General features: G+C 74.4%; 19 protein-coding genes and 1 pseudogene. 4 read left to right on the forward strand and 16 right to left on the reverse strand.

Annotated elements, in window-relative coordinates; all coding sequences use genetic code 11:
• Positions 1 to 18 precede the first annotated feature (18 nt).
• Complete coding sequence (locus AB0G63_RS02665) at positions 19 to 1,665, reverse strand: RICIN domain-containing protein (RefSeq protein WP_360743048.1); 1,647 nt, start codon at positions 1,663 to 1,665, stop codon at positions 19 to 21.
• A gap of 329 nt (positions 1,666 to 1,994) precedes the next feature.
• On the opposite strand from AB0G63_RS02665, the pseudogene AB0G63_RS02670 reads away from it, so the two are divergent.
• A pseudogene (locus AB0G63_RS02670) lies at positions 1,995 to 3,032 on the forward strand (endo-1,4-beta-xylanase); the annotation flags it as partial.
• Between the two features lie 354 nt (positions 3,033 to 3,386).
• On the opposite strand, the gene AB0G63_RS02675 reads toward AB0G63_RS02670, so the two are convergent.
• The 12 genes from AB0G63_RS02675 to sbnA all read right to left on the reverse strand — a co-directional run bounded on the left by AB0G63_RS02675 (position 3,387) and on the right by sbnA (position 14,844).
• Positions 3,387 to 4,466 carry a MupA/Atu3671 family FMN-dependent luciferase-like monooxygenase gene (locus tag AB0G63_RS02675; RefSeq protein WP_360743051.1) on the reverse strand — a complete coding sequence of 360 codons (1,080 nt, stop codon included), beginning with the start codon at positions 4,464 to 4,466 and terminating at the stop codon, positions 3,387 to 3,389.
• Between the two features lie 75 nt (positions 4,467 to 4,541).
• Positions 4,542 to 5,000 carry a holo-ACP synthase gene (gene acpS, locus AB0G63_RS02680; RefSeq protein WP_360743054.1) on the reverse strand — a complete coding sequence of 153 codons (459 nt, stop codon included), beginning with the start codon at positions 4,998 to 5,000 and terminating at the stop codon, positions 4,542 to 4,544.
• Positions 4,997 to 6,259, reverse strand: a complete 1,263-nt coding sequence (locus tag AB0G63_RS02685; RefSeq protein WP_360743057.1) for an acyl-CoA dehydrogenase — start codon at positions 6,257 to 6,259, stop codon at positions 4,997 to 4,999. The genes acpS and AB0G63_RS02685 overlap by 4 nt, the downstream gene beginning before the upstream one ends.
• Positions 6,256 to 6,873 (reverse strand): hypothetical protein, encoded by a 618-nt coding sequence (locus AB0G63_RS02690; RefSeq protein ID WP_360743060.1) that lies wholly within the window; start codon positions 6,871 to 6,873, stop codon positions 6,256 to 6,258. Before AB0G63_RS02690 ends, AB0G63_RS02685 begins: the two co-directional genes overlap by 4 nt.
• Entirely contained in the window at positions 6,870 to 7,664 is a 795-nt protein-coding gene (locus AB0G63_RS02695; protein WP_360743063.1) for a hypothetical protein, read from the reverse strand. The genes AB0G63_RS02690 and AB0G63_RS02695 overlap by 4 nt, the downstream gene beginning before the upstream one ends.
• A gap of 87 nt (positions 7,665 to 7,751) precedes the next feature.
• Positions 7,752 to 8,030: an acyl carrier protein gene (locus AB0G63_RS02700; RefSeq protein ID WP_360743066.1), complete on the reverse strand. Its 279-nt coding sequence runs from the start codon at positions 8,028 to 8,030 to the stop codon at positions 7,752 to 7,754.
• Positions 8,031 to 8,074: 44 nt separating this feature from the next.
• Positions 8,075 to 9,433: a type III PLP-dependent enzyme gene (locus AB0G63_RS02705; protein ID WP_360743069.1), complete on the reverse strand. Its 1,359-nt coding sequence runs from the start codon at positions 9,431 to 9,433 to the stop codon at positions 8,075 to 8,077.
• Positions 9,430 to 10,833: an ATP-grasp domain-containing protein gene (locus AB0G63_RS02710; RefSeq protein WP_360743072.1), complete on the reverse strand. Its 1,404-nt coding sequence runs from the start codon at positions 10,831 to 10,833 to the stop codon at positions 9,430 to 9,432. Before AB0G63_RS02710 ends, AB0G63_RS02705 begins: the two co-directional genes overlap by 4 nt.
• Position 10,834: 1 nt before the next feature.
• The gene (locus tag AB0G63_RS02715; protein WP_360743075.1) at positions 10,835 to 11,902 is read right to left on the reverse strand and encodes a 3-oxoacyl-[acyl-carrier-protein] synthase III C-terminal domain-containing protein; all 1,068 of its coding nucleotides are present in this window, start codon (positions 11,900 to 11,902) and stop codon (positions 10,835 to 10,837) included.
• On the reverse strand, positions 11,889 to 12,830 hold the full coding sequence (locus AB0G63_RS02720) for an ornithine carbamoyltransferase (protein WP_360743187.1): 942 nt from the start codon (positions 12,828 to 12,830) through the stop codon (positions 11,889 to 11,891). Before AB0G63_RS02720 ends, AB0G63_RS02715 begins: the two co-directional genes overlap by 14 nt.
• Positions 12,827 to 13,837: a 2,3-diaminopropionate biosynthesis protein SbnB gene (gene sbnB, locus AB0G63_RS02725; protein ID WP_360743077.1), complete on the reverse strand. Its 1,011-nt coding sequence runs from the start codon at positions 13,835 to 13,837 to the stop codon at positions 12,827 to 12,829. The genes AB0G63_RS02720 and sbnB overlap by 4 nt, the downstream gene beginning before the upstream one ends.
• 5 nt (positions 13,838 to 13,842) lie before the next feature.
• Positions 13,843 to 14,844, reverse strand: coding sequence for a 2,3-diaminopropionate biosynthesis protein SbnA (sbnA, locus tag AB0G63_RS02730; protein WP_360743080.1), 1,002 nt, complete (start codon positions 14,842 to 14,844; stop codon positions 13,843 to 13,845).
• Positions 14,845 to 15,087: 243 nt separating this feature from the next.
• Between sbnA and AB0G63_RS02735 the strand changes: the two genes are divergently transcribed.
• Both AB0G63_RS02735 and AB0G63_RS02740 read left to right on the forward strand, forming a co-directional pair.
• Complete coding sequence (locus tag AB0G63_RS02735) at positions 15,088 to 16,452, forward strand: condensation domain-containing protein (RefSeq protein ID WP_360743083.1); 1,365 nt, start codon at positions 15,088 to 15,090, stop codon at positions 16,450 to 16,452.
• A gap of 56 nt (positions 16,453 to 16,508) precedes the next feature.
• Positions 16,509 to 17,444 carry an aminoacyl--tRNA ligase-related protein gene (locus AB0G63_RS02740; RefSeq protein ID WP_360743086.1) on the forward strand — a complete coding sequence of 312 codons (936 nt, stop codon included), beginning with the start codon at positions 16,509 to 16,511 and terminating at the stop codon, positions 17,442 to 17,444.
• Positions 17,445 to 17,511: 67 nt separating this feature from the next.
• Here the strand turns inward: AB0G63_RS02740 and AB0G63_RS02745 are convergent, their stop codons facing one another.
• The 3 genes from AB0G63_RS02745 to AB0G63_RS02755 are packed head-to-tail and all read right to left on the reverse strand — an operon-like array spanning position 17,512 to position 22,736.
• Positions 17,512 to 18,747 (reverse strand): helix-turn-helix domain-containing protein, encoded by a 1,236-nt coding sequence (locus AB0G63_RS02745; protein WP_360743089.1) that lies wholly within the window; start codon positions 18,745 to 18,747, stop codon positions 17,512 to 17,514.
• Positions 18,748 to 18,796: 49 nt separating this feature from the next.
• The gene (locus AB0G63_RS02750; protein ID WP_360743092.1) at positions 18,797 to 20,596 is read right to left on the reverse strand and encodes an ABC transporter ATP-binding protein; all 1,800 of its coding nucleotides are present in this window, start codon (positions 20,594 to 20,596) and stop codon (positions 18,797 to 18,799) included.
• Entirely contained in the window at positions 20,589 to 22,736 is a 2,148-nt protein-coding gene (locus AB0G63_RS02755) for an ATP-binding cassette domain-containing protein (RefSeq protein WP_360743095.1), read from the reverse strand. The genes AB0G63_RS02750 and AB0G63_RS02755 overlap by 8 nt, the downstream gene beginning before the upstream one ends.
• Before the next feature lie 466 nt (positions 22,737 to 23,202).
• On the opposite strand from AB0G63_RS02755, the gene AB0G63_RS02760 reads away from it, so the two are divergent.
• Positions 23,203 to 24,822, forward strand: coding sequence for a condensation domain-containing protein (locus tag AB0G63_RS02760; protein ID WP_360743098.1), 1,620 nt, complete (start codon positions 23,203 to 23,205; stop codon positions 24,820 to 24,822).
• The last annotated feature ends 76 nt before the right edge of the window (positions 24,823 to 24,898 follow it).

Consider the following 24,898-nt stretch of genomic DNA (forward strand, 5'->3'; position numbering starts at 1 on the left):
TTCGGCCGGCCCCTTCCTTCATACCCGGGTCCACCTCTGGCCGGCCCGGCCGTCGCAGGTCCACAGGACCAGCCGGGTTCCGGCAGCGGTGCCGGAACCGTCGGCGTCGAGGCACAGCCCGGCGTGGACGTTGCGGATCGTCCCGTCGGAGCCGAGGGTCCACTTCTGGTTGTCCTGGCCGTTGCAGGGCCAGGTGATGACCCGGGTGCCGTCGGTGGTGCCCTGGTCGTAGGCGTCCAGGCACTTGTCGCCGTAGACGCGGATCTCGCCACCCGCCCACGTGGTCCACAGCTGGTTGGCGGCCGTGTGGCAGTCCCAGAGCAGTACGGTGGCCCCGGCGGCGGTCGAGGCGTTGTCCACGTCCGCGCAGCGGCCGGACGCGCTGCTCCGCAGACGTGAGGTGGTGGCGGCCAGCGGGGTGCCGCCGGTCACCCGGAACACGGCCACGCCGTGCGCGGGGACGCTCGCGGAGATCTGCCCGGACGTGCTCGACGTGCCGCCGGTCCACAGGTCCGTGAGGGTGAACGGCCCACCGGACAGGCCGACTTGGGCGGCGGTCGTGGTGACCGTCGTGGTTCCGTCGCCCCGGTTGAACAGGCCCACCGCGACCGAGCCGTCCGCCAGCGGCTTGGCGAACACCTCGGTGGCGCCGTCGTCGCGCACCCTGCGTCCGCCCGCGCCCAGCGTGTCCTGGTCCACCGCCAGCAGACGGGAGTTGCGCAGGATCGCGCTCACGTCGGCGGACATGGTGCGGATGTCGTTGCCCGCCATGAGCGGGGCGCCCATCAGCGCCCACAGGGCGAAGTGCGAACGGGATTCGGTCAGCGTCAGACCGGGGCGGCCGACGACCAGCATGTCGGGGTCGTTCCAGTGCCCCGGGCCGTTCTGCGCGGCCAGCGGCGCGGTGACGTCCAGGACGTTGCCGACGCCCATCGGGTAGCTGTTGGTGTTGCCGTTCTGCCAGATGTCGAGCAGGTCCTCGGTCGTCCGCCACAGGTCGGCGACCTCGCCCCAGTTGTAGGTGGAGCCGGTGATGGCGTGCAGGCTGTTGGGATTGATGCTGTAGACGATCGGCCGCCCGGTGGCGCGCAGGGCGTCGCGCATGAGCGTGAACCGGGCGACCTGCTCGTCACGGGTGCCGCTGGAGGAACACCAGTCGTACTTCAGGTAGTCGACGCCCCATGAGGCGAACGTGGCGGCGTCCTGGGTCTCGTGGCCCTTGCTGCCGGTGGACCCCGGGTAGCCGCCGGTGGCCTGCGCGCAGGTGCGCTCGTTCGGCACCTGGTAGATGCCGAACTTCAGTCCCTTGCCGTGGATGTAGTCCCCGAGCGCCTTCATCCCGCTCGGGAACTTGGCCGGATCGGCCCGCAGGTTGCCCGCCGCGTCGCGCTGCGGGTCGAACCAGCAGTCGTCGACCACGACGTACCGGTAGCCGGCGTCCCGCATGCCCGAGGACACCATCGCGTCGGCGGCCTGGCGCACCTGGGCCTCGGTGATCCCGCACCCGAAGCTGTTCCAGCTGTTCCAGCCCAGCGGCGGGGTGAGCGCGGGGCTGCCCGGCGCGGCCGTGGCGGTGGAGTGGGCGGAGGCCGTCACGGACGCGGTGACCGTCAGCACGGCGGTCGCGAGGAGGCGGAGCAGCCGTCCACCTGATCGTCTGGGCACCTGGAGCTCCTCTTTCCGGGAATAGGGATCCGAAATTTCGGACGTCGTTCGGAAATCCGGGGTGCCACGGATACTAGAGAGACGACGGTTCGTGTCAACACCGGCGGCTATCCCGCCCGTGATCCGCCCGCAATTGCCTCGAATGTTTCGGCGTGAAGCGCGAATCATGCGAGAGGTATTGACGCCGTTCGCCGGCTCCCTATCATCCTGGTTGCTCGATCAATCGATCCTTGTTCGGGATTACGAACGTGTCATGGCCGTGGCAACCCGGTATCTCCGGGTCGCCCCCGGCCAACCCCCCACCCGCACCCGACCGTACGAGGAGAAGCATGAACCCGCTCGAACGCCTGGGCCGTCGCCGAGCCCCGGTCCTGGGCCTGCTGGCCGCGACCGCCCTGGTGACGGTGGCGCCCGGCACCGCGACGGGCTTACCCGGCGCAGCCCAGGCCGACACGATCAAGGCCTCCACTCTGGGCGCCCAAGCGGCCCAGACGGGGCGGTACTTCGGGGCCGCCGTGGCCGCCGGCCGGCTCGGCGACGGCACCTACACCTCGATCCTGGACCGCGAGTTCAACTCCGTCACGCCCGAGAACGAGATGAAGTGGGACACCACCGAGCGGTCCCGCGGCTCGTTCAACTTCGGCCCCGCGGACCAGATCGTCAACCGAGCCGCGTCCCACGGTCAGCGCGTACGCGGCCACACGCTGGTCTGGCACTCCCAACTCCCCGGCTGGGTCAGCTCCATCACGGACGCGGGCACGCTGCGCAGCGTGATGGACAACCACATCACCACCGTGATGAACCACTACAAGGGCCGCATCCACTCCTGGGACGTGGTCAACGAGGCGTTCGCCGACGGCGGCAGCGGCCAGCACCGCTCCTCGGTGTTCCAGAACCTGCTGGGCGACGGCTTCATCGAGCAGGCGTTCCGCACCGCCCGCACGGCCGACCCGTCGGCCAAGCTCTGCTACAACGACTACAACATCGAGGACTGGAACGCCGCGAAGACCCAGGGCGTCTACCGCATGGTGCGCGACTTCAAGGCCCGGGGCGTGCCCATCGACTGCGTGGGCTTCCAGTCCCACTTCGGCACCGGCGGACCGCCCTCCACGTTCCAGACGACGCTGGCCAACTTCGCCGCCCTCGGGGTGGACGTGCAGATCACCGAGCTGGACATCGCGCAGGCATCGTCGACCGCGTACGCGAACACGGTCAGGGCCTGTATGAACGTCCCGCGCTGCAACGGCATCACCGTCTGGGGCATCCGCGACAGCGACTCCTGGCGCAGCGGCGAGAACCCCCTGCTGTTCGACGGCTCCGGCAACAAGAAGCCGGCGTACCAGGCGGTGCTCACCGCGCTGGGAGGATAGGCGGCGGCAAGGTCCCCGACGCCGGTGCGGCGAAGGCGACCTGTTCCTCCGGCGGCTCGGTCTGATCGACCGGACCCGACCCGAGCCGCTGACCGCCTGCGGGCCCCCGGCGCCGACCGGGGGCCCGCCTCGTGCGGCCATGGCGGCGGGGCGGCCGTCCGCTGCGCCCGGTCCCGATGGCGCTCGGCGCACACCGCGTCGTCCCCGGCCTGCTCCTGCCGCAGTCCGCCTTCGCGGCGCGCCCGGACGCCGTGCTCGGCCCGTGCCACGCCTCGGCCCGGGGCGCGCGGCAGTGGCGGACCGCCGCCGTCGGGCGCTTCGCCGAGGCCCTCCGGGAGCGGCCCGTGCCGGTCAGGCCCGGGTCTGCGCCGTGACGGCGGCGGCCAGGCGGTCGCGGACCTCGGCCAGGCCCGGCAGGGCGGCCAGCACGTCCGCGGCCGGGACGCCGAAGTCGATCAGGCAGGCGACCTCGTCGACGCCCGCCTCCGCCAGGGCCCGCGCGGCGGCCACCCCGTTGTCGACCGTGCCGAAGAGTCCGGCCGTGTCGAAGTAGCGTTCGAAGGCGCTGTCGAGCAGGAACTCCTCGTTGCGTGCGGACAGGCGCAGCGGTGCTCCGCCGCCCGCGGCCGGGCCCGCGGAGGAGCCGAGGATGAGATCGAGGGAACTGCGCAGGTACTCCCGCAGCGGTGTGCGCACCAGCGCGCGCACGGACTCGCGCGAGGCGCCGGTCAGGCTGTGCACCATGACGGCCACGTGCCCCCGCGCCTCGGGCCCGTGACAGGCAGTCAGCTCCTCGCGGTACGCGGTCACGTTGCGGGCCAGGGCCGCGTGGTCCTGGCTGAGCATGTGGGTGAGCAGGCCCGCGCCGAGCCGCCCGGCCAGGCGGAAGGTGTCCGGGGAACCGGCCGCCGTGATCCACACCGGCAGCTCCGGCCGCACCGGGCGCGGGTAGGTGCGGACCTCGTGCGCCCCGCCGTCGGGGCCGGGCAGTGCCACGGCCTCGCCGCGCCACAGCGCCCGGACCGTCGCCACCGCCTCGACCATGAGCGCCTTGCGCTCCTGGTACGCCTCCGGCCGCAGCGTGAAGTCCACCGGATGCCAGCCGGAGGCGAAGGATATCCCCGCCCGGCCGCCGGAGAGGTTGTCCACCACCGCCCACTCCTCGGCGATCCGCGCGGCATGGTGCAGCGGTGCGACTACGCTTCCGGCGCGGATCTCCACCCGGCGGGTGACGGTGGCCAGCGCCGCGCCCACGACGGCGGGGTTGGGGTACTGCCCGCCGAAGGCGTGGAAGTGGCGCTCCGGGGTCCATACGGCGGCGAAGCCGTGCTGGTCCGCGAAGGCCGCGCTGCGCAGGAGCAGGTCGTAGCAGCCGCCGCTTTCGACGGGCTGGGCCGGGCTGTCCGCGAAGAAGAAGAGGCTGAGGTCCATGGCGGAGCCTTCCGAGGGGATGCGCGTACGAGGTACAGGTGCGAGGTACGAGCTACAGGTACGGGGGTGACGGGCTCAGCGGTCCGGGCTCGGGGCGGGGCCGGGGCCGGCAGCGTCGGCACCGGAACCGGCCCCGGCACGGGCCCCGGGGCCGGCGCCGGGGGCGGGCAGGGCGATGGCCGCCGCGACGACCCAGCCGCCGTGATGACTGAGCGACAGCGTGATCTCTCCCACCCCCTGCCGCTCGGCGACAGCGCGTGCGCCGCCGCCGAGCCTGACGCGGGGGGCGCCGAACTCGTCCCTGAGCACCTCGATGTCGCGCCAGCCGAGGCCCTGCCCGAGGCCCCGGCCGAGCGCCTTCGCGGTGGCCTCCTTGGCGCAGAAGCGCCCGGCCAGGAACTCGGCGGCGCGTTCCGCGGCCAGCCCCTCCGCCTCCGCCAGCTCGGCCGCCGTGAAGACCATGCGCCTGCCGCGCGGGTGGCCGGCGATCCGGCCGAACCGCGCGACGTCGAGCAGGTCCACGCCGAGCCTCATCGCGCCTCCTCCCCGCGGGGCGGGGACCCGGCCGGGCCGGTGCGGTGGAGGGCGTAGCGGCCCTTGGCGTACGCCGTGGCGATGTGCTGGCGCTGGATGTCCGAGGTGCCCTCCATGAACTCGAAGGCGGCCACGTCCCGGGTCCACTTCTCCAGCAGCGGCAGGTCCACCAGCGCCTCGGGGCCGAGCGAGCGCACCGCCCAGCGTGCGGTCTCCCGGGCCAGGCCGGTGGCGGCGTACTTGGCCAGGCTCGACGCGTGGCCGGCGTCCCGGTCGGCGTCGACGGCCGCGCCCGCCGCGTGCACCAGGCTCCGGCACGCCTCGGTCCGCGCGGCGAAGGTCTCCGCGCCGGGGGCGTCCGGGCGCTCCGCGTCCACCAGTTCCACCAGTGCCGCGGCGGTGCCCACGGCGAGCGCGCCGACCTGGGCGCGCATCTGGTTGAAGACGCGCACGGCCGCCAGCAGACCCTGCCGGGTGGCCGGGAGATGACGGCCCAGCAGCCGCTCCTCCGGCACCGGTACGCCGTCCAGGCGCAGCTCGGCCAGGCAGGTGCCGCGCAGCCCGAACATGTCGAGCTCCCCGGCGGCGAAACCGGGGGACGCGGCGTCGACGAGCGCGGCCCGCAGGGACAGCGGGCCGCGCCCGGTCCGGGCGAAGACCACGCCGAGCGCGCCGCGCGCGCCGCTGCCGATGTAGCGCTTGACCCCGGTCAGCCGGTAGTCGCCGGAACGGCCGGGACCGCCCGGGCCCGCGGCGCGTTCGAGGCGGGTCTCCATGGAGCCGGCGTCGCTGCCGTGGCCCGGCTCGGTCACGGCGAAGAACGTCCAGGCGGTGCCGGAGGCGAGCGTGCCGTAGAAGTGGTCGCGCTGCGCGCGGTCGCCCATCTGGTCCAGCAGCACGCCGGCCAGGCTCGGCGCGGGGCAGGCGAGGAGCATGCCTGCGTCCCCGCGCGCCAGTTCCGCGAGCATGACCACCTGGTCCAGGCAGCGGCCCGGCGGATAGCTGAAGCGGCCGAGGCGCAGCGGTCCTTCGCCGTACTCCGGCGGCGTGGTGGTGGCCCGGATCAGGTCGTAGGCGGCGACGCCGAGATGAGGGCCCATGTCGTAGGGGTCGGCGTCCACGGCGAGGGCGTGCGCGCGCAGTTCGGGCGCCATGTCGCGGGCGTGGGCGCGCAGTGTCCTGAGGCGCTCGTCGAGGCCGGGGCCGAGGGCGGGGCCGAGGGCGGGGGAGTGCCCGGGGCCGGGCGCGGTCGTGGTCATCGGCTTCCTCTCCCGGACACCGCGCGGGGCGCCCAGACGTCGGCCGTGAGCGCGGACAGGTGCAGCGCCCACACCGGATGGGCCGCGACGAAGCCCTCCGCGCCGAAGAACCGGGCCACCGTCCACGCCGCCTCGGTGAGCTGCTCGTGCACCGCGGCGAGCGCGGCCGCCGGTGCGTCCGGCGCGGTGGCGGCGGCCGTGTGCAGCACGGTGACCACGTCCGCCGTCGCCCCCTGCACCAACTGCTGCTCGGCGAGCGGGACTCCGCCGAAGCCGCGCCGGGCCAGCCGGTGCGCCGCCGCGTCCAGCAGCCGCTCCAGCACCCCGCAGCGCACCGCGGCCAGCGCCGCCGAGCGGGAGGCCGGCAGGCCGCTGCCGCCCGCGGCCGGCAGCCGGACCAGGGCCAGACCCTCCCGGTGCGCGAAGACGTGCGGGACGACCCGCGCGTCGGCGGGCACGTCGGCCACCGGCAGCACCGCCCGTCCCCCGGGGGCGACGGCGTACGGGTCGAGTCCGGCCAGGACCGCGGCGAGTCCGGCGGCCAGCCCGGACTCGCGGCCGATCCGCCGCAGTTCCGCCTGGTCCGGGCAGGGCGGTGTGGACAGCGGGGTCACCCTGTCGCCCCCAGCAGTCCGGCCCGGAAGAGGCGTCCGGCGTGCGGGTCGTAGTCGGCCACCACGGTCGGCAGGTCGGCGGGCAGGCCCCGCTCCGGCCAGCACGCGGCGAGCGCGGCCCAGGCGCTGGCGCAGATCAGGCGCCGCGGCCCGGTGACGACATCCGCGTCCGGGGCGCGGGTGAGCAGCGCGGCCAGGGTGCCGCCGAGGACCAGCCGGGCGGAGCGTTTCCGCTCCAGCACGGCGAGCGCCTCCCGGGCGTCCTCCACCGGGCGCTCGTCGGTGAAGACGAGCCGGGCGGAGCCGGGCCCCGGCAGCGCGTCGGTGCGCAGCAGCACCGCGCAGTCCTCGCGGTCGTGGCCGTGCACGTCCGGTTCGGGGTACGGGAGCGTGGTCTGGTCGAACGTCAGCAGCGCGCTGTGCTCGGCGCGTCCGGTGGCGTGCAGGGCGGCGAGGGTGCGCAGGGCGGTGAACGGGGCGCCCACACCCTGCCCGGAGACGGCGAAGACGTCGGGGCGTCCCGCGCACTGCTCGGCGAGCGCGCACCCGGCGACGTCGACGAAGTCGAGATCCGGGGTGTGGAAGGCGAGGGCGAGCACGTCGAGCGGGGGCAGCGGGCGGTCCAGGGCGTGCAGCAGCTCGGTGCCCATCGTGCGGAAGGAGTTGCCGCCGCCGGAGGCGACGAGTTCCTCGTCCCGGGGGATCCCGAACACCGAGAGCAGGTCGGTCATGAACCGGAAGGCCGTCTCCGTGCCGGGCGGCTGGGCGCGCGGCACGAAGGAGCGCGCCACCGGCCGGGCCAGCGGAAGGGGCTTCGGAAGAGCCGGCGGGTCCCCGGTCTCCGCCCGGGAATGGGGTGGCGCGGCGAACGTCACGGCTCAGCCCACCGACTCCTGCGCGCCGGCCAGGCAGTCGCGGACGTACGCCGCGAGCGTGCCGACGGTGTCGAAGACCTCGGGCGTCAGCTCGTCCGGGTCCACCTCCAGGCCGAGCGAGTCCTCCAGGGTCATCAGCAGTTCGATCACGCCGGTCGAGTCGAGCGAGAGGTCGCCGAACAGGCGCATGTCGTCCCGGAGTTCGGGCACCTCCTTGCGGAGGACCTCGGCGAGGCCCTCCTGGAGGGCGGTGCGGATCGCGGTGGCGTCGGTGGCGGGCATGAGTCCCTCTCCTGGGATCGGTGCGGTCACGGCGGGTACGGGGTTCAGCGGGCGTCCGGCGTCCCGGACAGGTCCGGGTGCGTGGCCTGACGGGACAGCAGGTCGTCCACGGTGTCCCGGCGCCGGACCAGGTACGCCGTCCCGGCGCGGACCAGTACCTCGGCGGGGTAGCCGTGGCTGAGGAAGTAGGACGGCGAGGCGGAGGGCCCGTAGGCGCCGGAGCGGCGGACGCCGAGCAGGTCGCCCACCTCAAGTTCGGGCAGCTGCACCGCCTTGGCGACGGTGTCGTTGGGGGTGCACAGCGGGCCGGCCACGGTCCACGGCGCCCGGGGCGCGTCCGGCGGCACGGCGCGCGAGAGCAGTTCGACGGGGAAGTTGCGTTTGACGAAGGAGCCGATGCCGACCGCCGCCATGTGGTGGTGGGTGCCGCCGTCCGCGACGGCGAACCGCTCGCCCATCGACTCCTTGAGGTAGCGCACGCCCATCAGGTAGGTACCGCCCGGCGCGGTCAGGTAGCGGCCGGACTCCATGATCAGACGGGTCCCGGGGTGCTCGCGGTGGAACTCCTCCAGCAGCGGGTTGACGCCCTCGGCCAGCTCGGCGAGGTCGAGATCGTGCTCGCCGTCGAAGTACGCCACCCCGAGCCCGCCGCCGACGTCCACCGCGTCCAGCGGGACGCCGACGGCCTCGGCCACCCGCTCGGCCAGGTCGAGGACGTAGGCGGTGTTCTTCCGGATCACCTCGGCGTCGAGGATGCGGGTGCCCAGGTAGACTTGGACGCCCGCGACGTAGGCGTGCCGGTGGGCCCGGACCAGCGCGCCGGAGGCCAGCACGGCGGCCTCGTCGATGCCGAACTGGCGGGGCTTGCCGCCCATGGTGAGCCGTGAACCGGCCACCGAGCGGGCGGGGTTGACACGGAGCAGGACGCGCTGGCGCACACCCAGCCGCGCCGCGGCGGCGTCGATGAGCGCGAGTTCGGCGAAGGACTCGCAGACCACCGCGTACAGGCCCGCCTTGACGCACGCCTCGATCTCGGCCCCGCTCTTGCCCGGTCCGAGAAAGACCACGTCGCCGGGGTCGGTGCCCGCGTGGAGGACCGTGCACAGCTCGGCGAGCGAGGAGACCTCGGCCCGCGCGCCCGCCGAGCGCAGCACCTCGTAGACGGCGCGGTTGGGGTTGGACTTGAGGGAGAAGAACACCTCCAGCGCCGGGTGGAGCGCGGCGCGCAGGGTGCGCAGGTTGTCCGCGAGCCAGTCGCCGTCGTAGACGTAGAGCGGTGTGCCGAAGCGTTCGGCGAGGTCCTGCCAGCCGCTCGGCCCGGTCAGGTCCGCGGGGGCGGTCCGCGCCCGAGCCCAGCCCTGTCCCGAGACGTCTTCGAGCGCGTGGGGTCCGGAACCGCTCATGCCTGCTCCACCATCTTCTCCAGGGCCCGAGCCGCTGCCGACCTCAGGGCGTTGACGTCTTGCGGGCCGTCGCCGACGCAGACCGCGTACAGACGGCCCGGGAACGGGCGGCCGGGGGCCGCGCCCGCGCGCAGCGTCGCCGTGTTGCTGACCAGGACGCCGCGGGCCCGCTCCGGGCAGGCCGCGGCGCCGGGGGCGAACAGCAGCCCGCCCAGCGCCTCGCGCACCTCCGCGAAGCCGTGCACGCGCCGAGGCTGGAGGTCGAACACCGTCGCCAGGGCGTGCCGGCCGGGGAGCACGAACCGTTCGGCCAGCCGGTTCTGGAAGGTCGCCATGTTGAACCGGGCGTTGATCTCCAGGCAGGGGTAGAGCGTCCCGTCGCGCCCGAGCATGGCGTCCACGCCGACGACGCCGAAGTAGCCCGCCTCCGCCAGCCCCTTGCCGAGGGTCTGCGCCGCCGTCTCCAGCTCGGCGGTCTGCGCCGGTGTCAGCGGGGGCGGGAAGAGGTGGCCGCGGTGGACGCCGTTCTCGGTGAGCGCGGCCTTGACGGTCTCGAACGACACCGAGCCGTCCCGGCCGACCAGGAACTGGTAGTTGAGGTCGCACTCCTTGTCGATCCACCGCTCGACGACGACGTCGAGCCGCGCGCCGCGCCGCGCCGCCATCCGCACCAGCCGCTCACCGCGCCGGGCGCTGTCCAGCACCACCAGGCCGCGTCCGGAGACGCCGAGCGACTCCTTGACCACGACGGGCCCCGCACCGTCGGCGAGGTGCTCCTCGATCGCGGCGGCCAGCTCGTCCACGGTCCGGCAGCCGGTGCCCGGGACCTGCCGCAGTCCGGACCGGTCCACCAGCGCCCGGCTGAAGAGCTTGCCGTTGACGTGCTTGCAGACGGCGGCGGACGGCCCCGCGAGCGGCAGGCCGGTGGCGGCGGCCAGGCGCTCCTCGTGGACGGAGACGCCCATCGGCATCAGGTGGGTGCGCCCGTCGGCCATCGAGGCCAGCTCGGCGAGCAGGCGCGGGGAGTCCAGGGCGTCGACGGCGACCGAACGCTCGGGGGTGTTCCGGTCCACCGTCAGCACCCGGCCCGCCGCGAGACCGAGGCCGCGCAGATACTCCTCCAGGGCCGGTTCGACGGCCTCCTTGAGGATCACCGCGTCGCCCTCGTCGACGAGCAGGACGCCGACCTCCTCCATCCGGTTGACGGTGGGGGAGTTCAAGGAGAGCCCGGCGCCGGGCAGGCCCGGCTCACCCTCTCCCCACACCCGCTCCACCTCGAAGTTGTTCAGGTGGACGAAACGCGCGTCGGGGTCGCCGGTGACCGCGGCCTTCAGCCGGCGGACGAAGCCCGGCCGGGCGCCGGGCCCGTGCACCACTCCGTCGCTGGTGTCCGGGGCCATGTCAGTCTCCCTCCGTGCAGGGCGTGGGCGTGCCGACGCCGGCGCGGGCGGGCAGGTCGTCGAGGCGGAGCAGCACGGCCGAGAAGGTGCCGCTCGACCCGGCCGACAGCAGCGCCACCGCGTCGCCGGGACGGACCGCGGACTCGGCGCGCGCGCTGACCAGGTTGACGAAGGGGTCCGCACCGAAGCAGTGGCCGGTCCTGGGCACGTTCTCCAGGTAGAAGCGCTCGGTCGGCAGCCCCAGCTGCTGCGCGGCCTTCACCCACGAGTGCCGGTTGACGTTGTGCGGGAGGATCCGGTCCACCTCGCCGAGGGTGAGCCCGGCGTCCGCCACCGCCTCCTGGAGCACCTCCAGCATGGTCGGCAGATAGAGCTGCGAGTAGTGGCGCCTGAGGTCGGCCGGCATGTCGAGGGAGGCGTGGTACTCGCCCAGGGTGCGGTGCGCCTGGCCGATCACCTCGTCGCCCGGCCCGTCGAGGCCGGCCAGGACGGCGGCCGCGGCCTCGCCCAGGATCGTGGTGCCGGCGATCTTCTGGGCCAGCGGTGAGGTGATCTTGTCGGCGATCAGGAGCAGCCCCTGCGCGCCCGGCGGGTCGGTCCGCAGCAGGGCCTCCAGCAGCCGCAGCCCGAACAGGCCGCTGGTGCAGTTCTGGTGGGAGAGTTCGAAGGCCGAGGCCGCGGGCAGCCGCAGCTTCTCCCGGAGAGTGATCATCCAGCGGTGCGCGGGCGGGGCGATGTGCAGCAGGGTGTGCGGGTGCACGAGGTGGCGCACCCGGTCCCGGTCCGCTCCGTCGAGGACCGCCTCACCGGCCCTCAGCAGCATGTCCAGTCCGGTCATCCCCTCGGCCATCGGCACCCGGTCGAGCCCCAGGAAACCGGTGAAGAGGCGGACCTCGGCCCGGGTCAGGCCCAGCCGGTCCCGGAGGTCGCCGATCGCCACCGTCGTGCCGGGCACGAACGGCGCGACCCGCTGCAGCCGCAGCCGGGGCGGCCCGCCCCCCGCCGGCCGCGCGGCCGGCGGGGCAGGTGCGGCCGGCGCCGTGACAGCCGTGCGGTCAGCCGAGGCCATGGCACCACTCCAGTACCGCCATCGCGCTGTGCATCTTGTTCTCCGCCTGGGTGAAGGCGATGCTGTCCGGCCCGTCCAGCACCTCCGCCGCGACCTCCTCGCCGCGGTGCGCCGGCAGGTCGTGCAGGAACAGTGCCTTGGGCGCGCGGGCCATCAGTTCGGTACCGACGTGGAAGGGCGCGAAGACGGTGCGCCAGTCGGGGTCGGGCTTGGTGGTCCCGGTGGTCTGCCAGCGTGTGGTGTAGACGGCGTCCAGGTCATCCGGCAGGTCCGCGAGGTCATGACGTTCCGTCAGTCCTGCTCCGGCGGCGGCCGCCTGGGCCTCCGCCAGGGCCCGGACGCGCGGCTCGAGGCCGTAGCCGGGCGGGGTGCGCAGGTCGAGCAGCACGCCGCGGAAGCGGCTCAGGCCGAGCGCGAGCGCGGCGGCGGTGTTGTTGCCCTCGCCGACGTAGAGCACGCGCAGCCCGTCCACCGAGCCGAAGTGCAGGGTGAGCGTGGTCAGGTCGGCGAGCGCCTGGGTCGGGTGCTCGTTGGAGCTCATGGCGTTGACCACCGCCATCCGCCGCTGCCCCGCCGCCCATCCGCGCATCTCCCCGGGGTCGTCGGCGGTCCGGGCGACCAGGACGTCGAGCATTCCCGCCAGCACCCGCCCGGTGTCCTCGGTGGTCTCTCCGGTGTTGGTCTGCAGGTCCTGCGGGCCGTAGGCGATCACGCCCGCGCCCAGGCGCAGCGCCGCGGCGGAGAAGGCGGTGCGGGTGCGGGTCGAGGTGCGGCGGAAGTAGACGCCGACCACGGCCCCGGCCAGGGTCGGCGCCGCGGGCAGGCCCAGGGCCGCCCGGCGCGCGTGCTCGGCGCCGCGCTCGACGACCGTACGGAGCTGGTCGTCCGGCAGGTCCGTGAGCGAGATCAGGTGCCGTGCCTGGTTCACCACCGCGCCTCCTCGGGTTCGGGGAAGAAGTCGGGGACCGCCCGCGCCGTGCCGTCCGCCAGCCCGGCGGCCAGGACCAGGCCGCCGACCGCGAGGTCCAGCACACCCAGGCCGAACGGGGAGAAGATCACCGGTTTGGCGGAGGTGAGCGCGTACTCGTCCAGCAGCAGCCCGGCCAGGGTGCCGTCGATGAACTCGCGCGTCCCGAACTTCTCCGCCGCCAGGTGCGGGGAGGTTCCCGCCTTGAGGCAGTGCTGCACGTCGTCGAGGACGTTGTGGGCCTGCGCGACGAGCTCGGGGCCGATGTCCCGCAGCGAGATGTTGAGCACCGTTTGCCCCGCCGCGAAGAAGCCCGGCTCGGTGATGTAGGGGGCGGCCGCGGTGGTGGCCAGCACCACCAGGTCCGCGTCCGCGACCGCGCCGCGCAGGCTCTCCTCGGCGCGGGCGCGGAAGCCGAGGGTGCGCGCGTGGCGCGCGGACCGCTCCGCGTAGGCGGCGACGGTGTCGTGCACGACGACCTCGCCCACCGACCACTCCAGATCGCGCAGGAACTCCAGCACGGTGCGGGAGATGACGCCCGCCCCCACCACCGTGACCCGGTCCGCCCGCGGGCCGCCCCGGAGGCGTTCGGCGGCCAGCGCGGCGGAGGCCGCGGTACGGGCGGCGCTGATCTGCGACGCCTCCAGGCAGGCGAAGGGGTGGCCGGTGTCGTAGTCGTTGAGGACCAGCACGGCGGAGGCGCGCGGCAGGCCGCGGTCCAGGTTGTTGGGGAAGCTGCTGATCCACTTGATCCCGGCCACCGTCGGCTCGCCGCGCAGCAGCGCGGGCAGGGCGATGATGCGCGCCTCCGGCTTGTCGGGGAAGCGCAGGAAGTAGCTGTCGGGATTGATCGTCCCGCCGTGGTGGTGCGCCAGGTAGGCGTCCTGCACGGCGGTGCGGATCCGCGGCCGGGAGCGGTCGACGACCGCGCGGACGGCCTTTCCGCCCATGACGTGGAAGGGCAGCACGTGCGTCAACTCCTCGCTGCGGAGAGGCGGTCGGCGACGGGGCGGCCCGGGTCCGCGGCCAGCGCCCCCGGGCCGAAGGTCTCGGCCACCCAGGAGTCCTGGTAGACGGTCCGGGAGTAGCGGTCCCCCAGGTCCGGCGAGATGGCCACCACCCGCGAGCCCGGCGGCAGGGCGGGGGCCCGCTGGATCACCGCGGCCATCACCGAGCCGGTGGAGCCGCCCACGAAGAGCCCACGACCGCGCGCCAGCCGGCGGCAGGTGCGCACCGCGTCGGTCTCGGCCACCAGCACCAGCTCGTCCACCAGCTCGGGCCGGAACAGCTCGGGCCGCCGGCTCGCCCCGATGCCGGGGATGTGGCGGGGGCCGGGCGGTGTGCCGAAGCTGACCGAGCCCGCCGTGTCCACGGCCACGATCCGGGTCCTGGGGGAGACCCGGCGGAAGTGGCTGACGCAGCCCATCAGCGTCCCGGCGGAGCCGGTGCCCACGAACAGGTAGTCCACCGCCGGGACCTCGGCGGTGATCGCCGCCGCGGTGCACCGGTCGTGCACGTCACGGTTGGCCGGGTTGGCGTACTGGTTGAGCCAGACCAGGTCCGGCTCGGCGGCGACACGCTGCTCGATGTAGGAGATCCGGCTCCCCAGGTAGCCGCCGCTCGCGTCGCGCCGGTCGATCTGGATCGTGTGCGCGCCCAGGGCGCGCATCACGTCCAGGCTCTGCGGGGAGGTGTTGGCGTCGGTGACGCAGATGAAGGCGTAGCCCTTCTCCGCCGCGACCATGGCCAGCGCGATGCCGAGGCTCCCGGAGGAGGACTCGATCAGCCGGCTGCCCGGCCGTAGCAGGCCGCGCGCCTCGGCGTCCTCGACCATGGCGACGGCCGTCTTCAGCTTGACGGATCCCGCTGGGTTGAGTCCCTCCAGCTTGAGGTAGACATCGACGTTCTCGACCGCGTCCCCGAGATGCAGGAAGACGTTGTCGAGAACCATTTCGTAGGCGTGCTCGAATATCACGGTCCTGACCCCAGGTGAGTGCCGGTGCAACCCCGGCCGACGAGGGACGAGCGTAGGCAGCGCCCCACCCCGGCAACAGGCAACAGCGGAGGCAGTTTGCCGGTCCGGAACCCTGCCGCTGCCTGTGCCGGCCGGCCGGAGTTGCCCCCCGCGCTGCCTGTCCGGAGCGGGGGTTCGGTGCCTTACTGGGCCGCGGGAGTCCGCGACCGCGCGGACCTGAGGCATCGGGAGCGGGCGTCAGCGATGGCCCACAGCACTGTGACGGCGACGGAAGGCCACGCCCTGAGCGTCGGGCAGGAGGCGCTGTGGTTCCTGCACGCGCTGGCGCCCGAGAGCAGCGCCTACAACACCTCCGCCGCGGTGGAGCTGGACTTCGACGTCGACGTGGCCGCGCTGCGCACGGCGGTGCTCGCCGTCGTGGCGGAGAACTCCATGCTCAACTGCCTCGTCCGGACGACGCCTTCGGGCCCGCGCCGGCTGCCCGGGGCCGCCGCTCCCTACCCGTCCGTCTTCGAGGTGCTCCCGGCCGGCGGCGACGACGGCGCGCTGCACGCGACCGCGCTTGCGGCGTCCCGGCGTCCGTTCCGGCTGGACCGGGAGCCGCCGGTGCGGGTCTCCCTGCTGCTCCGTGAACAGGGCGGCGCGCTGCTGGTGGTGACGGCCCACCACATCGCCGTGGACAACCCCTCCCAGGGGCGGCTCTGCCGCGACCTGCTCGCCGCCTACGGGCGGGTCGTGGCCGGCGCGGCGCCGGTCGGAGCGGGTGCGGACCGGGGAGCGCCCTACGCCGAATTCGTCGGCCGCGAGCGGGACTTCCTCCAGTCGCCGCGCGGCACGTCCGCCGCGCGGTACTGGCGGGACGTACTGGAGGCGGTGCCCCACGATCCGCCGCTGGCCGGCGACCTGCCCCGGCCGGAGGTCTACCGCTTCGCCGGCGACCAGGTGGAACGACCGGTCCCGGCCGGGCTCGTCGACCGGGTCCAGGCACTGGCGGCCGACGCCAACACCACCCCGTTCGCCGTGCTCCTGGCCGGCTTCCAACTGCTGCTCTACGCCCTGAGCGGGGAGCCGGACCGGCTCATCGGCTACCCGGCCTCGCTCCGCTCGGGCCGGGTGTCCCGAACCGCGACCGGGCACTATGTCAACACCCTTCCGCTCGCGGCGCGGGTCGAGGCCGACGACGGTTTCGCCGGTCTGCTGCGCCGGACCGCCGACGCGCTCCGGTCCGGGCTGGTCCACCGCGCCTACCCGTTCGCCCTGATGCCCCGCCTGGTCGACCGGCCGCGGTCCGCGGACCGGGCGGGCCTGATCGGCCTGCTCTTCGTGGTGGCCGTGGAGGACGACGGGGCGCCGCCCGGGGCCGGTCTGCCGCCGGGCCACGCCGTGCGGGCGCGCCCGCTGCCGCAGCAGCAGGGCCAGTTCGACCTCACCGTCCAGCTGTCCCACCGCGGGACGGAGACCGTGCTCGTGCTCCGGTACAACACCTCGCTGCTCAGCGCCGCGGCGGCCCGCACGCTCGCCGACGGCTACCTCGGCCTGCTCACCGCGGCCGTGGACGGCGCCCTGCCGGAACGCCTGGGCGACCTCGCCTCGACCCTGCGCCTGTGAGTCCCCGCTCGTCAGCGGACGGCCGGGCGCGCCCCCATCCAAGGAGCTGATCCCCTGTGACCTCGCCCGCCCCGACGGCGTCCGCCGCCGCTCCGGCCGGATCCGCGGACGCGCCGCACCGGCCGCTCGCCCGGCTCGTCGCCGCCGGCTGGCTGCTGCCGACCGGCGTCCCCGGCGTGCTCGGCTTCACCGCCAGGTTCGAGTCGGCGCTGACCGCCCTCCAGGCCGCGCTCACCGCGCTCCACCCGACCGGCACGCCGGGTCCCTCCTGGCACGCCCCGGTCGTCCCGCGCCGCCACATCGAGCGCGCCGAGTACGCCGAGTCCTTCCCCCATCTCCTGGGCTCCGTACACGCGTTGACGCCGGACGGTCCGGCGGGCGCGGCCCCGGACGACCCGCTCGGCGAGGACGCGAGGACCGCCACCGACACGGTGCTCGCCCCGGCGGTCTGCTACAGCGTCTACCCGGCCCTGGCCGACCGGGTCCTGGACGCGCCGCGCCATTTCGACGTGGCCGGCTCCTGCTACCGGCACGAGGCCACCAGCGAGGTCGGCCGGTTCCGCTCGTTCCGGATGCGCGAGTTCGTCGCGGTGGGCAGCGAGCGGGACGCCCTGGACTGGCGCGAGGAGTGGGTCGAGCGCAGCCGGACCCTGTTCGCCCGGCTCGGCGTCGAGGTGCGGGTCGAGGCGGCCAGCGACCCCTTCTTCGGCCCCGGGGCGCGCTTCATGCGCTCCAGCCAGCTCCAGCAGAGCCTCAAGTACGAGTTCGTCGCCCCCGTCCGGGACGGCGACGCGGGCACCGCGATCGCCTCGGCCAACCTGCACAAGGACCACCTGGGGCAGCGCTTCGGCATCGGCGCCCCGGACGGCGGTCCGGCACACAGTAGTTGCGCCGCGTTCGGACTGGAACGGATCGTCCTCGCCCTGGTGCACGCCCACGGCGACGACCCCGGCGACTGGCCGGTGTCCGGTTCGTTCTCCGCGGAGCTCTGAGGCCGGGCGCCGGGTACGAGTGCAGGGCACGACGCGGAGTCGGCGCCGTGCCCTGCGCCGTATCCGCTCAGCAGGCGTCCGCGGTCGGCCGCAGCACCTCCGCGACGAACGGCGCGAGCCGGTACCGGTACCGGTCGTCCGGGTCGGCGACCACCAGCGAGGTCTCCAGCAGGTCGGGGAAGAGCAGCAGCGCGTTGACCTCGGGAGGACGCCGCCCGTCGCCGCGGTGCGCCGCCACGTCCTCGGCGGTGAACCAGCGGTGCGCCAGCGTCGTGGAGATCCCGGTGATCAGCGACCGGTGGTGTTCCGTCAGCAGGTCGAGGCTCCACCGGATGCCCTCCGAGACCGACCGCTGGTGGCGCAGCAGCGCGTGGTCGTCCGACGAGAGCAGGGCCGCACTCGGACCGTCCGCGAGCAGCATCCGTACCGGCAGCGTGCGCAGCCGTTCCGCCGCGAACTCCAGGTAGCGGGGCAGGCCGCCGAGGCGGCGGCACAGCTCGGTGATCAGCGGCAGGTCGCGGCCCAGGTCGGCATGGGCGTCGCCGTGCCGCAGCACCAGTTCCACCGCCGGAGCGGGAGCGCCCGGCCGCGGCTCGTCCACCGGCAGCGGCTTGATCTCGTGGTTGACGCCGAGCCGCTCGGTGAGCCGGCGGCGCGCGGTGACCAGGATGTTCATGCCCGGGTGCGACGCGAGCAGGTCCCGTGCGGCCTGCACGGTGGCGGCCGGGACGTGCTCGGCGTTGTCCAGGACGACCAGCACCCGGGCGTCGGCCGCCTCGCGTCCGTCGCCCAGGTCGAGGTGGCGCAGCACCCGTCGGCGGACCATCTCCACATTGTTGCCGTGGGGCAGACGCTCGGTCGGCAGGTCGCCCAGCTCGACGACGACCACACCGTCGGTGAAATGCCCGCACATCCGCGCGGCGGTGTCCAGCGCGAGCCTGGTCTTGCCGACCCCGCCGGGGCCCAGAACGGTCGTCAGGCGGTTCCCCCGTACCGCGTGCGCGAGCCATCCGCGCTCCGCCGAAGCGCCCACCACGGGGCCGGACGGGGGTCTGGGCCCGCGCCAGCGCACGGCGGCGTCCTGACCGTCGGTCCCGGCGGGCAGCTTCTGCGCCGCGTCCATGCCGAGGGCCTGGGCCAGCAGGTCCATCGAGGAACGCCGGGGGTTGCGCACCTGGCCGAGTTCCAGATTGCGGATGGTGCGCACGCTCAGGCCGGAACGTTCGGCGAGTTCCTCCTGGGTCCAGCCGCGCAGCAGGCGCAGCTCGGCGAGCCGGCGGGCCGTCAGCGATCGGGTCAGCACGGTCTCTCGACCCCCTTCGGCGTTCTGCCCGGGCGGGCCGCGCCCCGGCTCACCGGTAGCCCCGGGACTGAAGGGCGTACAGCTCGGCGTAGACGCCGTCGCGCGCCATCAGCTCGCGGTGGCTGCCGGTCTCGACGACGCGCCCCTCGTCGAGGACGACGATCAGGTCGGCCATGCTGACGGTGGAGAAGCGGTGGGAGACCAGGAGCGTGATCCCGCCGGTCTCGCGCGCCTGGTGGGCCGCCGCCGCGAACCGTTCGAAGAGGGCGTGCTCGGTGTGCGCGTCGAGGGCGGCCGTCGGCTCGTCGAAGACGCGCAGCAGGGGCTGCTCGCGCATCAGGCCCCGGGACAGCGCGAGCTTCTGCCACTGGCCGCCCGACAGGTCCACGCCCCCCGGCCGGCGGGTGCCGAGCCGGGTGTCCTGGCCGTCGGGCAGGGCGGCGACCAGGGCGGTCGCGCCGCCGCGGGCCAGCGCCGCGCCCACGGCGGCCCGGTCCTCGATCCGGGGCAGGTCGCCCAGGCCCACGGTCTCCTGGACGGTGAACTCCAGCCGGACGTGGTCCTGGAACGCGCCCGCGCACCGGGCCCGCCAGGCGGCCGGGTCGAAGGCTCCCAGCTCGGTGCCGTCCACCAGGACGGCGCCCTCGTCCGGGCGGTAGAACCCGCAGAGCATCTTGACCAGCGTGGACTTGCCCGCGCCGTTCTCCCCGATCAACGCCACCACCGTGCCCGGCGGCACCTTGAGCGTCACCTCGCGCAGCACCTCCCGGGTCCTGTCCCCGCCGGTGTAGCGGAAGCGCACGTCGCGCAGTTCGATGCCCTGCCGCAGCCGTTCGGGGATCGCGGCCGGCGGCCCCGCGGGTGCGGCGGCCCGCCACTCGTCGGCCGCGTGGCGGCGCAGCCAGGTGAACCGGCGTCCCACGGTGATCACATGGAGGAAGTAGGTGCCGTAGCCGACCGCGGTGCCCACGGTGGCGCTCATCTGCGCGGCCAGGCCCACCACCAGGACGACGTCGCCCGCGCTCGCGTGCCGGTGCACGGCCAGCATCAGTACGAGGGCGATGGCGGCGACGTAGCCCAGCGCGTTGAGGGCGCTGTCGAGCGCGGCGAGGCCCGCCGCCTGCCACCCGGCCCGGTTGCGGCGCGCGGCCACCTGCTCGGCGACGGTCCGGTGCCGGTCCCCGAGCACGCCGGTGAGGCCGAAGACGCGCAGTTCCGCGCCGTAGGCGGGGGAGGTGCCCAGCTCGAAGAGGTGCCGGCGCAGCCGCTCGGGCTCGCTGGTCGCCTCGTCGGCCCGGACCCGCAGATCGCGGCTGAGCTTGCCCAGCCAGAACGAGGGCAGGGCGAGCAGCGGGAGGAAGAGCAGCAGCGGGTCGACCCGCGCGAGCAGCACGGCGGTGACCGTCAGGGTGGCGATCACCCGGACCACGCCCGCGGTGGCGTTGACCATCCCGGCGAGCTGGCCCTGCTCCTCGCGGACGCGCTGGACCTGGTCGAGGTAGTCGGGGTTCTCGTGGTGGGCGAGCCCGTCCGCGCCGCCGATGAGCCGCATCAGCTCCCGGGTGGCGTGCGCTCCGGCGCGCTCCTGGACGGTGAACAGGCAGTGCACGTAGTAGAAGACCGCGGCGAGGGCGGCGGTGACGACGGCGGCGAGCAGCAGCGCGGCCGTCAGCGCGCCGTGCAGGTCACCGTCGAGCGAGGAGTTGACGAGCAGTTTGGCGCCGAGACCGCCGATGGGGACGGAGACCGCGAAGACGACGCCGGTGACGAGCTGCCAGCCGGCGTGCCAGGGCGCGGCGCGGAAGCCGATGGCCATCAGGGCGAGGTAGGAGCGCAGGGATTCACGCATGTCCGGCCTCCAGCTCCGCCGTCGCCTCGGTCGCGGCGACCGGGACGGGCACGGGGGGCGGCCCCGGCTCGTCGTCGTCAGGTGCGCGGTCGTCGGATGGCGCGCGGTCGTCGGACTGCGCGCGGTGGTCGGACGGTGCGTGGCTGGCGGACTGCGCGCGGTGGTCGGTCGGTGCGTGGCTGGCGGACTGCGCGCGGTGGTCGGACGGTGCGTGGCTGGCGGACGGTGCGTGGCCGTCCGCCGCGGTGAAGCGGTCCGCCTGGATGCGGAACATCCGCGCGTAGGTGCCGTCCAGCGCCATCAGTTCGTCGTGGCTGCCGTCCTCGACCACGCGGCCCTGCTCCAGCACCACGATCCGGTCCGCCCGGCGCACCGTGGAGAAGCGGTGCGAGATCAGGACGGTGGTCAGCCCCGCCGTCAGTTCCAGGAAGCGGTCGTAGAGCTCGGCCTCGGCGCGGATGTCGAGTGCGGCGGTCGGCTCGTCCAGGACGAGGACCCGCGCGCCCGCCCCGACCGCGAAGAGCGCGCGGGCCAGCGCGACGCGCTGCCACTGTCCGCCGGACAGGTCGGTGCCGCCCGTGTACTCGGGGGAGAGCACGGTGTCCCAGCCGTTCGGGAGCGCCTCGATGACGGCGAGCGCACCGGCGCGTTCCGCCGCCGTGCGTAACAGCTCCGCGTCGTCGGCGCGGTCCGGGGCGCCCAGCGTGATGTTGTCGGCGGCGCTGAGGTGGTAGCGGGCGAAGTCCTGGAAGAGGACGCTGACCCGGCGCCTCCAGTCGCGCGGGTCCAGGCCGGCGAGATCGTGCCCGTCCACCTCGATCCGGCCCGCGGTCGGCACGTGCAGCCCGCAGAGCAGCTTGACCAGGGAGCTCTTGCCGGCGCCGTTCTCGCCCACGATCGCGAGCGAGCGCCCGGCCCGGATGTCGAGGTCGACGCCGTTCAGCGCGTTCCGCTCGGTGCCGGGGTAGCGCAGCCGGATGTCGCGGAAGCGTACCGCCTCGGCGGGCAGCTCCTCCGGCGCGGACACGGGGACGGCGGCCCGCTCCCCGCCGCCCGTCGCGTCGCCCGCTCCGCCGCCCGTCCCGCCGTCCGTCCGTACGTGCTCGCGCAGCGCCAGCACGTGCGGCACCGCCACGGCGGCGTAGGCGAGCTGGGCGTTCTGGTCGTCGAAGGCGGTGTAGGTGTTGGCCAGGGCGAGGGCCTGGACGCAGATCGCGAGCCCGGCCAGGTCGAGGTCCTGGTGGACGGCGGCCCAGCCCAGGACCGCGTAGGAGACCAGGTTGACCGCGCCGAGCAGTCCGGTGGTCGCGCCGATGACCCGGGCCCGGGGCCGGCGTTGCCGCCACACGGGCTCCAGCGCGCTGCGCCAGGCCGTCTCGAAGCGCGCGGTGAGCCAGTCCAGCATGCCCCACAGCCGCAGTTCCTTGGCCGGCCCGGCGGTCAGCGCCAGGTCCCGCAGGTACTCGGCCTCCTGGAGGGCCCCGCTCTGACCGAAGCCCAGCTCGCCCACCCGGAAGTACTCCCGCTGCATCCGGTGCACCGCCAGCGGCCAGGCGACGAGCCAGAGCAGGCCGAGCCACCAGTGGAAGGCGAGGAGCACGGCCGCGCCGGTCAGCGCCCGCAGCCACGCGGGCAGCACATAGGCGAGCGCGGCGACGGCCTGGCTCGGGCGGCCGCCCTCCGCGACGCCGAGACCGCGCACGACCCGCAGGGCGGCGAGCACCTCCGGATCCGACAGATGGTCCACCCGGTCCGGACGGCCGACCGCTGCCATGGCCTCCTGCTGGAGGTGGCGGTCGACGTCCCGGCCGAAGGCGTCGGCCAGCGCGGTCAGCAGCGGCGGCACGCCCTGCTGGACGACCACCAGCACACCGACGGCACCGAGCAGGACGAAGAGATGGCGGCCTGCGGAGGACGACACCCCGTGCTCCAGCGCGCCGGGGACGGCGCCGACGAGCAGACCGGTGGCGACCGCGACGGCGGTCGGCAGCACCGCGACGGCGAGCACCCCGGCCAGGCCCCAGGCGGTCCTGGCCCGGCTGATCCGGGGCAGCAGGCGCACCAGGGCGAGGGTTCCGGCGATGGTGGGCGGAATGCGCAGCCTGCTGCGCGCATCCCGACGTTTCCGTGCAGACGGCATGGTGGAGGTCCTCGCGAGGTGTCGGGGCGACGCGCCTGTGGATAGCGGCCCGGCTGTGCGCGGACGGTCCTTCGGACGCCTGGTGACACGGCGGCTCGGACCGGTTGAGCGGTGGACTGCGGCCGGCTGGGGCAGGTTGCCGAGCGCAGTAGTCGAAGCGCTTCGACTGCTCAACATATGAATGTGGCAACAGCGCGTCAAGAGGTGTGCAGGCAGCGGCATTGCGGATGACGGATCGACGGCCCGGCCTCACGACCCGTCAAATACACCTAGTGAAGTTGATGTTGTGCGCGGCGGACGAGCGGAGTGCCGTGGACCCGGCCCGCCGGGTCGGTGCGGAAGCGGCGCAGGGATCTTGACTTGTCGGATGGGCGTGGATATTGATGGTCCGTTCGAAGTGTTGTAGCGCTTCGAAGGCGCGAATCCATCCGGTTGTGATTCCTCCCCACCCCAAGAGGTCGCCAGCATGGTCGACGAAACGCGCACCGGCCCGCTCGGCGGCGCCCAGGAACACGAGTGGGACCAGCTCTGCCGCGGCACCGGCACCGCCATCACCGTCCGTATCGACCCCGGCCCCGGCGTCAAGCCCGAGGAGGCCGCAGCCGCCCTGCTCGACGTCGTCCGTCGGCACGAGGCGCTGCGCACCACCTTCGGCGTCGACCCGGACGGACGCCCCTTCCAGCGGGTCCACCCGGAACCCACGGCCGACGTCGCCTTCTTCGAGCACTCGGGCGGTGACGCCGAACCGCTCCCCGAAGCGTTCCTCCACGGCCCTTTCGCCCCCGACTCCCCGTCGCTCGTCCGGCCGGCGGTGGTGGTCCGCGACGGCGAGGCGGCCGAACTCGCCCTTTCCGTCTGCCACGCGGTCTTCGACGGGCGCAGCGCCCAGATCGTCCGCGCCGACCTGATCCACGCGCTGCGGGCCGCCCGTCACCCCGGCGGCGACCCACGCCCGCCCGCGCCGCAGTTCCTCGACGCCGCCCTGGCCGAGCAGGAGGGGCCGCTGGCCCGCGCCCGGCGCAACGCCCGCGCCTTCTGGGAGCAGGAAGTGCGCCGCATGCGCAACCGGGTCTTCGTCCCCGATCCCCCCGGCCTCTTCCGCCGCCACGGCTCCGAGTACCTGTCCGACGCCGCGCCCGCGCTGCTCGTCAGCGCCGCCCGCCGGCACGGCGTCAACCCCGCCCACGTCTACACCGCCGCGGTCGTCCTGCTCACCGCCCACCTCTCCGGCAGCCGCACGGTGACGGTGCGCAGCCACTTCGCGGGACGCGGCGACGACGAGCTGGACGTTGTCGGCTGCTTCCACACGATTCTCCCGATCACCGTCGACGTCGCGGACCGCCCCGGACTCGGCGAACTCGTCGCCCGGGTGCAGGCCGAGTCCTTCCGGGTCTTCCGGCGCTACCGGATCGGCCACTTCGACCGGCAGGAGCTGCTGCGCCGCACGGGGGAGGAGCGCGGGACCGCCTTCGCCGACGGGATCATCGTCAACTTCACCTACCGCACGCCGGTCGAGGAACTCCAGCGGATGGGGGAGGACGAGCTGGCCCGCGGCCTGACCGAGGGGCGTGAACTGCGGCTGCTGATGGGCGAGGACGAGAACGTCCCCGACACCAGGGGCTTCGTCGCCTACCTGGACGTCGACCTCGCCCGGGACGAGATGCTCGTCTACGGCACCTTCAACGGGGCCGCGCTGACGACGCCTCAGATGCGCGTCCTGCTCACCGGCCCGGAGACGCTGCTGCGGCTGCACCTGGCGGCCCCGGAGGGCCTCGGCTGGGAGCCGGTGGCCTCCCTCTTCGGCGCGCTCGCCGTCCCGGCCGCCCTCTCGCCCGACGTCGCGGAGCGCGGTGCGGACCGGTTCTCCATCGCGGCGACGGCGGAGGCGGTCCGCGACCATCCGGACGTGGCGGACGCCGCGGTGCGGGTCGAGGGCGACGGGCTCGACGCGCGGGTGGTCGCACGGGTGACCACCCGGACGCCCGGGCCCACCGCGCAGGACCTGCGGGCCCATGTGCTCGCCCGGCTCACCCCGGGCGACGCCGTGGTGTGCCCCGACCGCTTCGAGTTCGCCGGGCCGGCCTGACCACCGTCATCCGCACCAGGCGTGGGGCGGAGACCGCGGCCGCGCGCCCATCCCACCCGGACCTCGAAAGGTGTGC

The sequence above is a fragment of the Streptomyces sp. NPDC020996 genome (assembly GCF_040641355.1).
Lineage (GTDB): Bacteria > Actinomycetota > Actinomycetes > Streptomycetales > Streptomycetaceae > Streptomyces.

What these genes read in the sequence shown, in the direction of transcription:
- AB0G63_RS02675 (WP_360743051.1), bottom strand. Translation starts at nt 4,466, where the DNA reads ATGGACCTCAGCCTCTTCTTCTTCGCGGACAGCCCGGCCCAGCCCGTC.
- acpS (WP_360743054.1), bottom strand. Translation starts at nt 5,000, where the DNA reads ATGAGGCTCGGCGTGGACCTGCTCGACGTCGCGCGGTTCGGCCGGATC.
- AB0G63_RS02685 (WP_360743057.1), bottom strand. Translation starts at nt 6,259, where the DNA reads ATGACCACGACCGCGCCCGGCCCCGGGCACTCCCCCGCCCTCGGCCCC.
- AB0G63_RS02700 (WP_360743066.1), bottom strand. Translation starts at nt 8,030, where the DNA reads ATGCCCGCCACCGACGCCACCGCGATCCGCACCGCCCTCCAGGAGGGC.
- AB0G63_RS02705 (WP_360743069.1), bottom strand. Translation starts at nt 9,433, where the DNA reads ATGAGCGGTTCCGGACCCCACGCGCTCGAAGACGTCTCGGGACAGGGC.
- AB0G63_RS02710 (WP_360743072.1), bottom strand. Translation starts at nt 10,833, where the DNA reads ATGGCCCCGGACACCAGCGACGGAGTGGTGCACGGGCCCGGCGCCCGG.
- AB0G63_RS02715 (WP_360743075.1), bottom strand. Translation starts at nt 11,902, where the DNA reads ATGGCCTCGGCTGACCGCACGGCTGTCACGGCGCCGGCCGCACCTGCC.
- AB0G63_RS02735 (WP_360743083.1), top strand. Translation starts at nt 15,088, where the DNA reads ATGGCCCACAGCACTGTGACGGCGACGGAAGGCCACGCCCTGAGCGTC.
- AB0G63_RS02750 (WP_360743092.1), bottom strand. Translation starts at nt 20,596, where the DNA reads ATGCGTGAATCCCTGCGCTCCTACCTCGCCCTGATGGCCATCGGCTTC.
- AB0G63_RS02755 (WP_360743095.1), bottom strand. Translation starts at nt 22,736, where the DNA reads ATGCCGTCTGCACGGAAACGTCGGGATGCGCGCAGCAGGCTGCGCATT.
- AB0G63_RS02760 (WP_360743098.1), top strand. Translation starts at nt 23,203, where the DNA reads ATGGTCGACGAAACGCGCACCGGCCCGCTCGGCGGCGCCCAGGAACAC.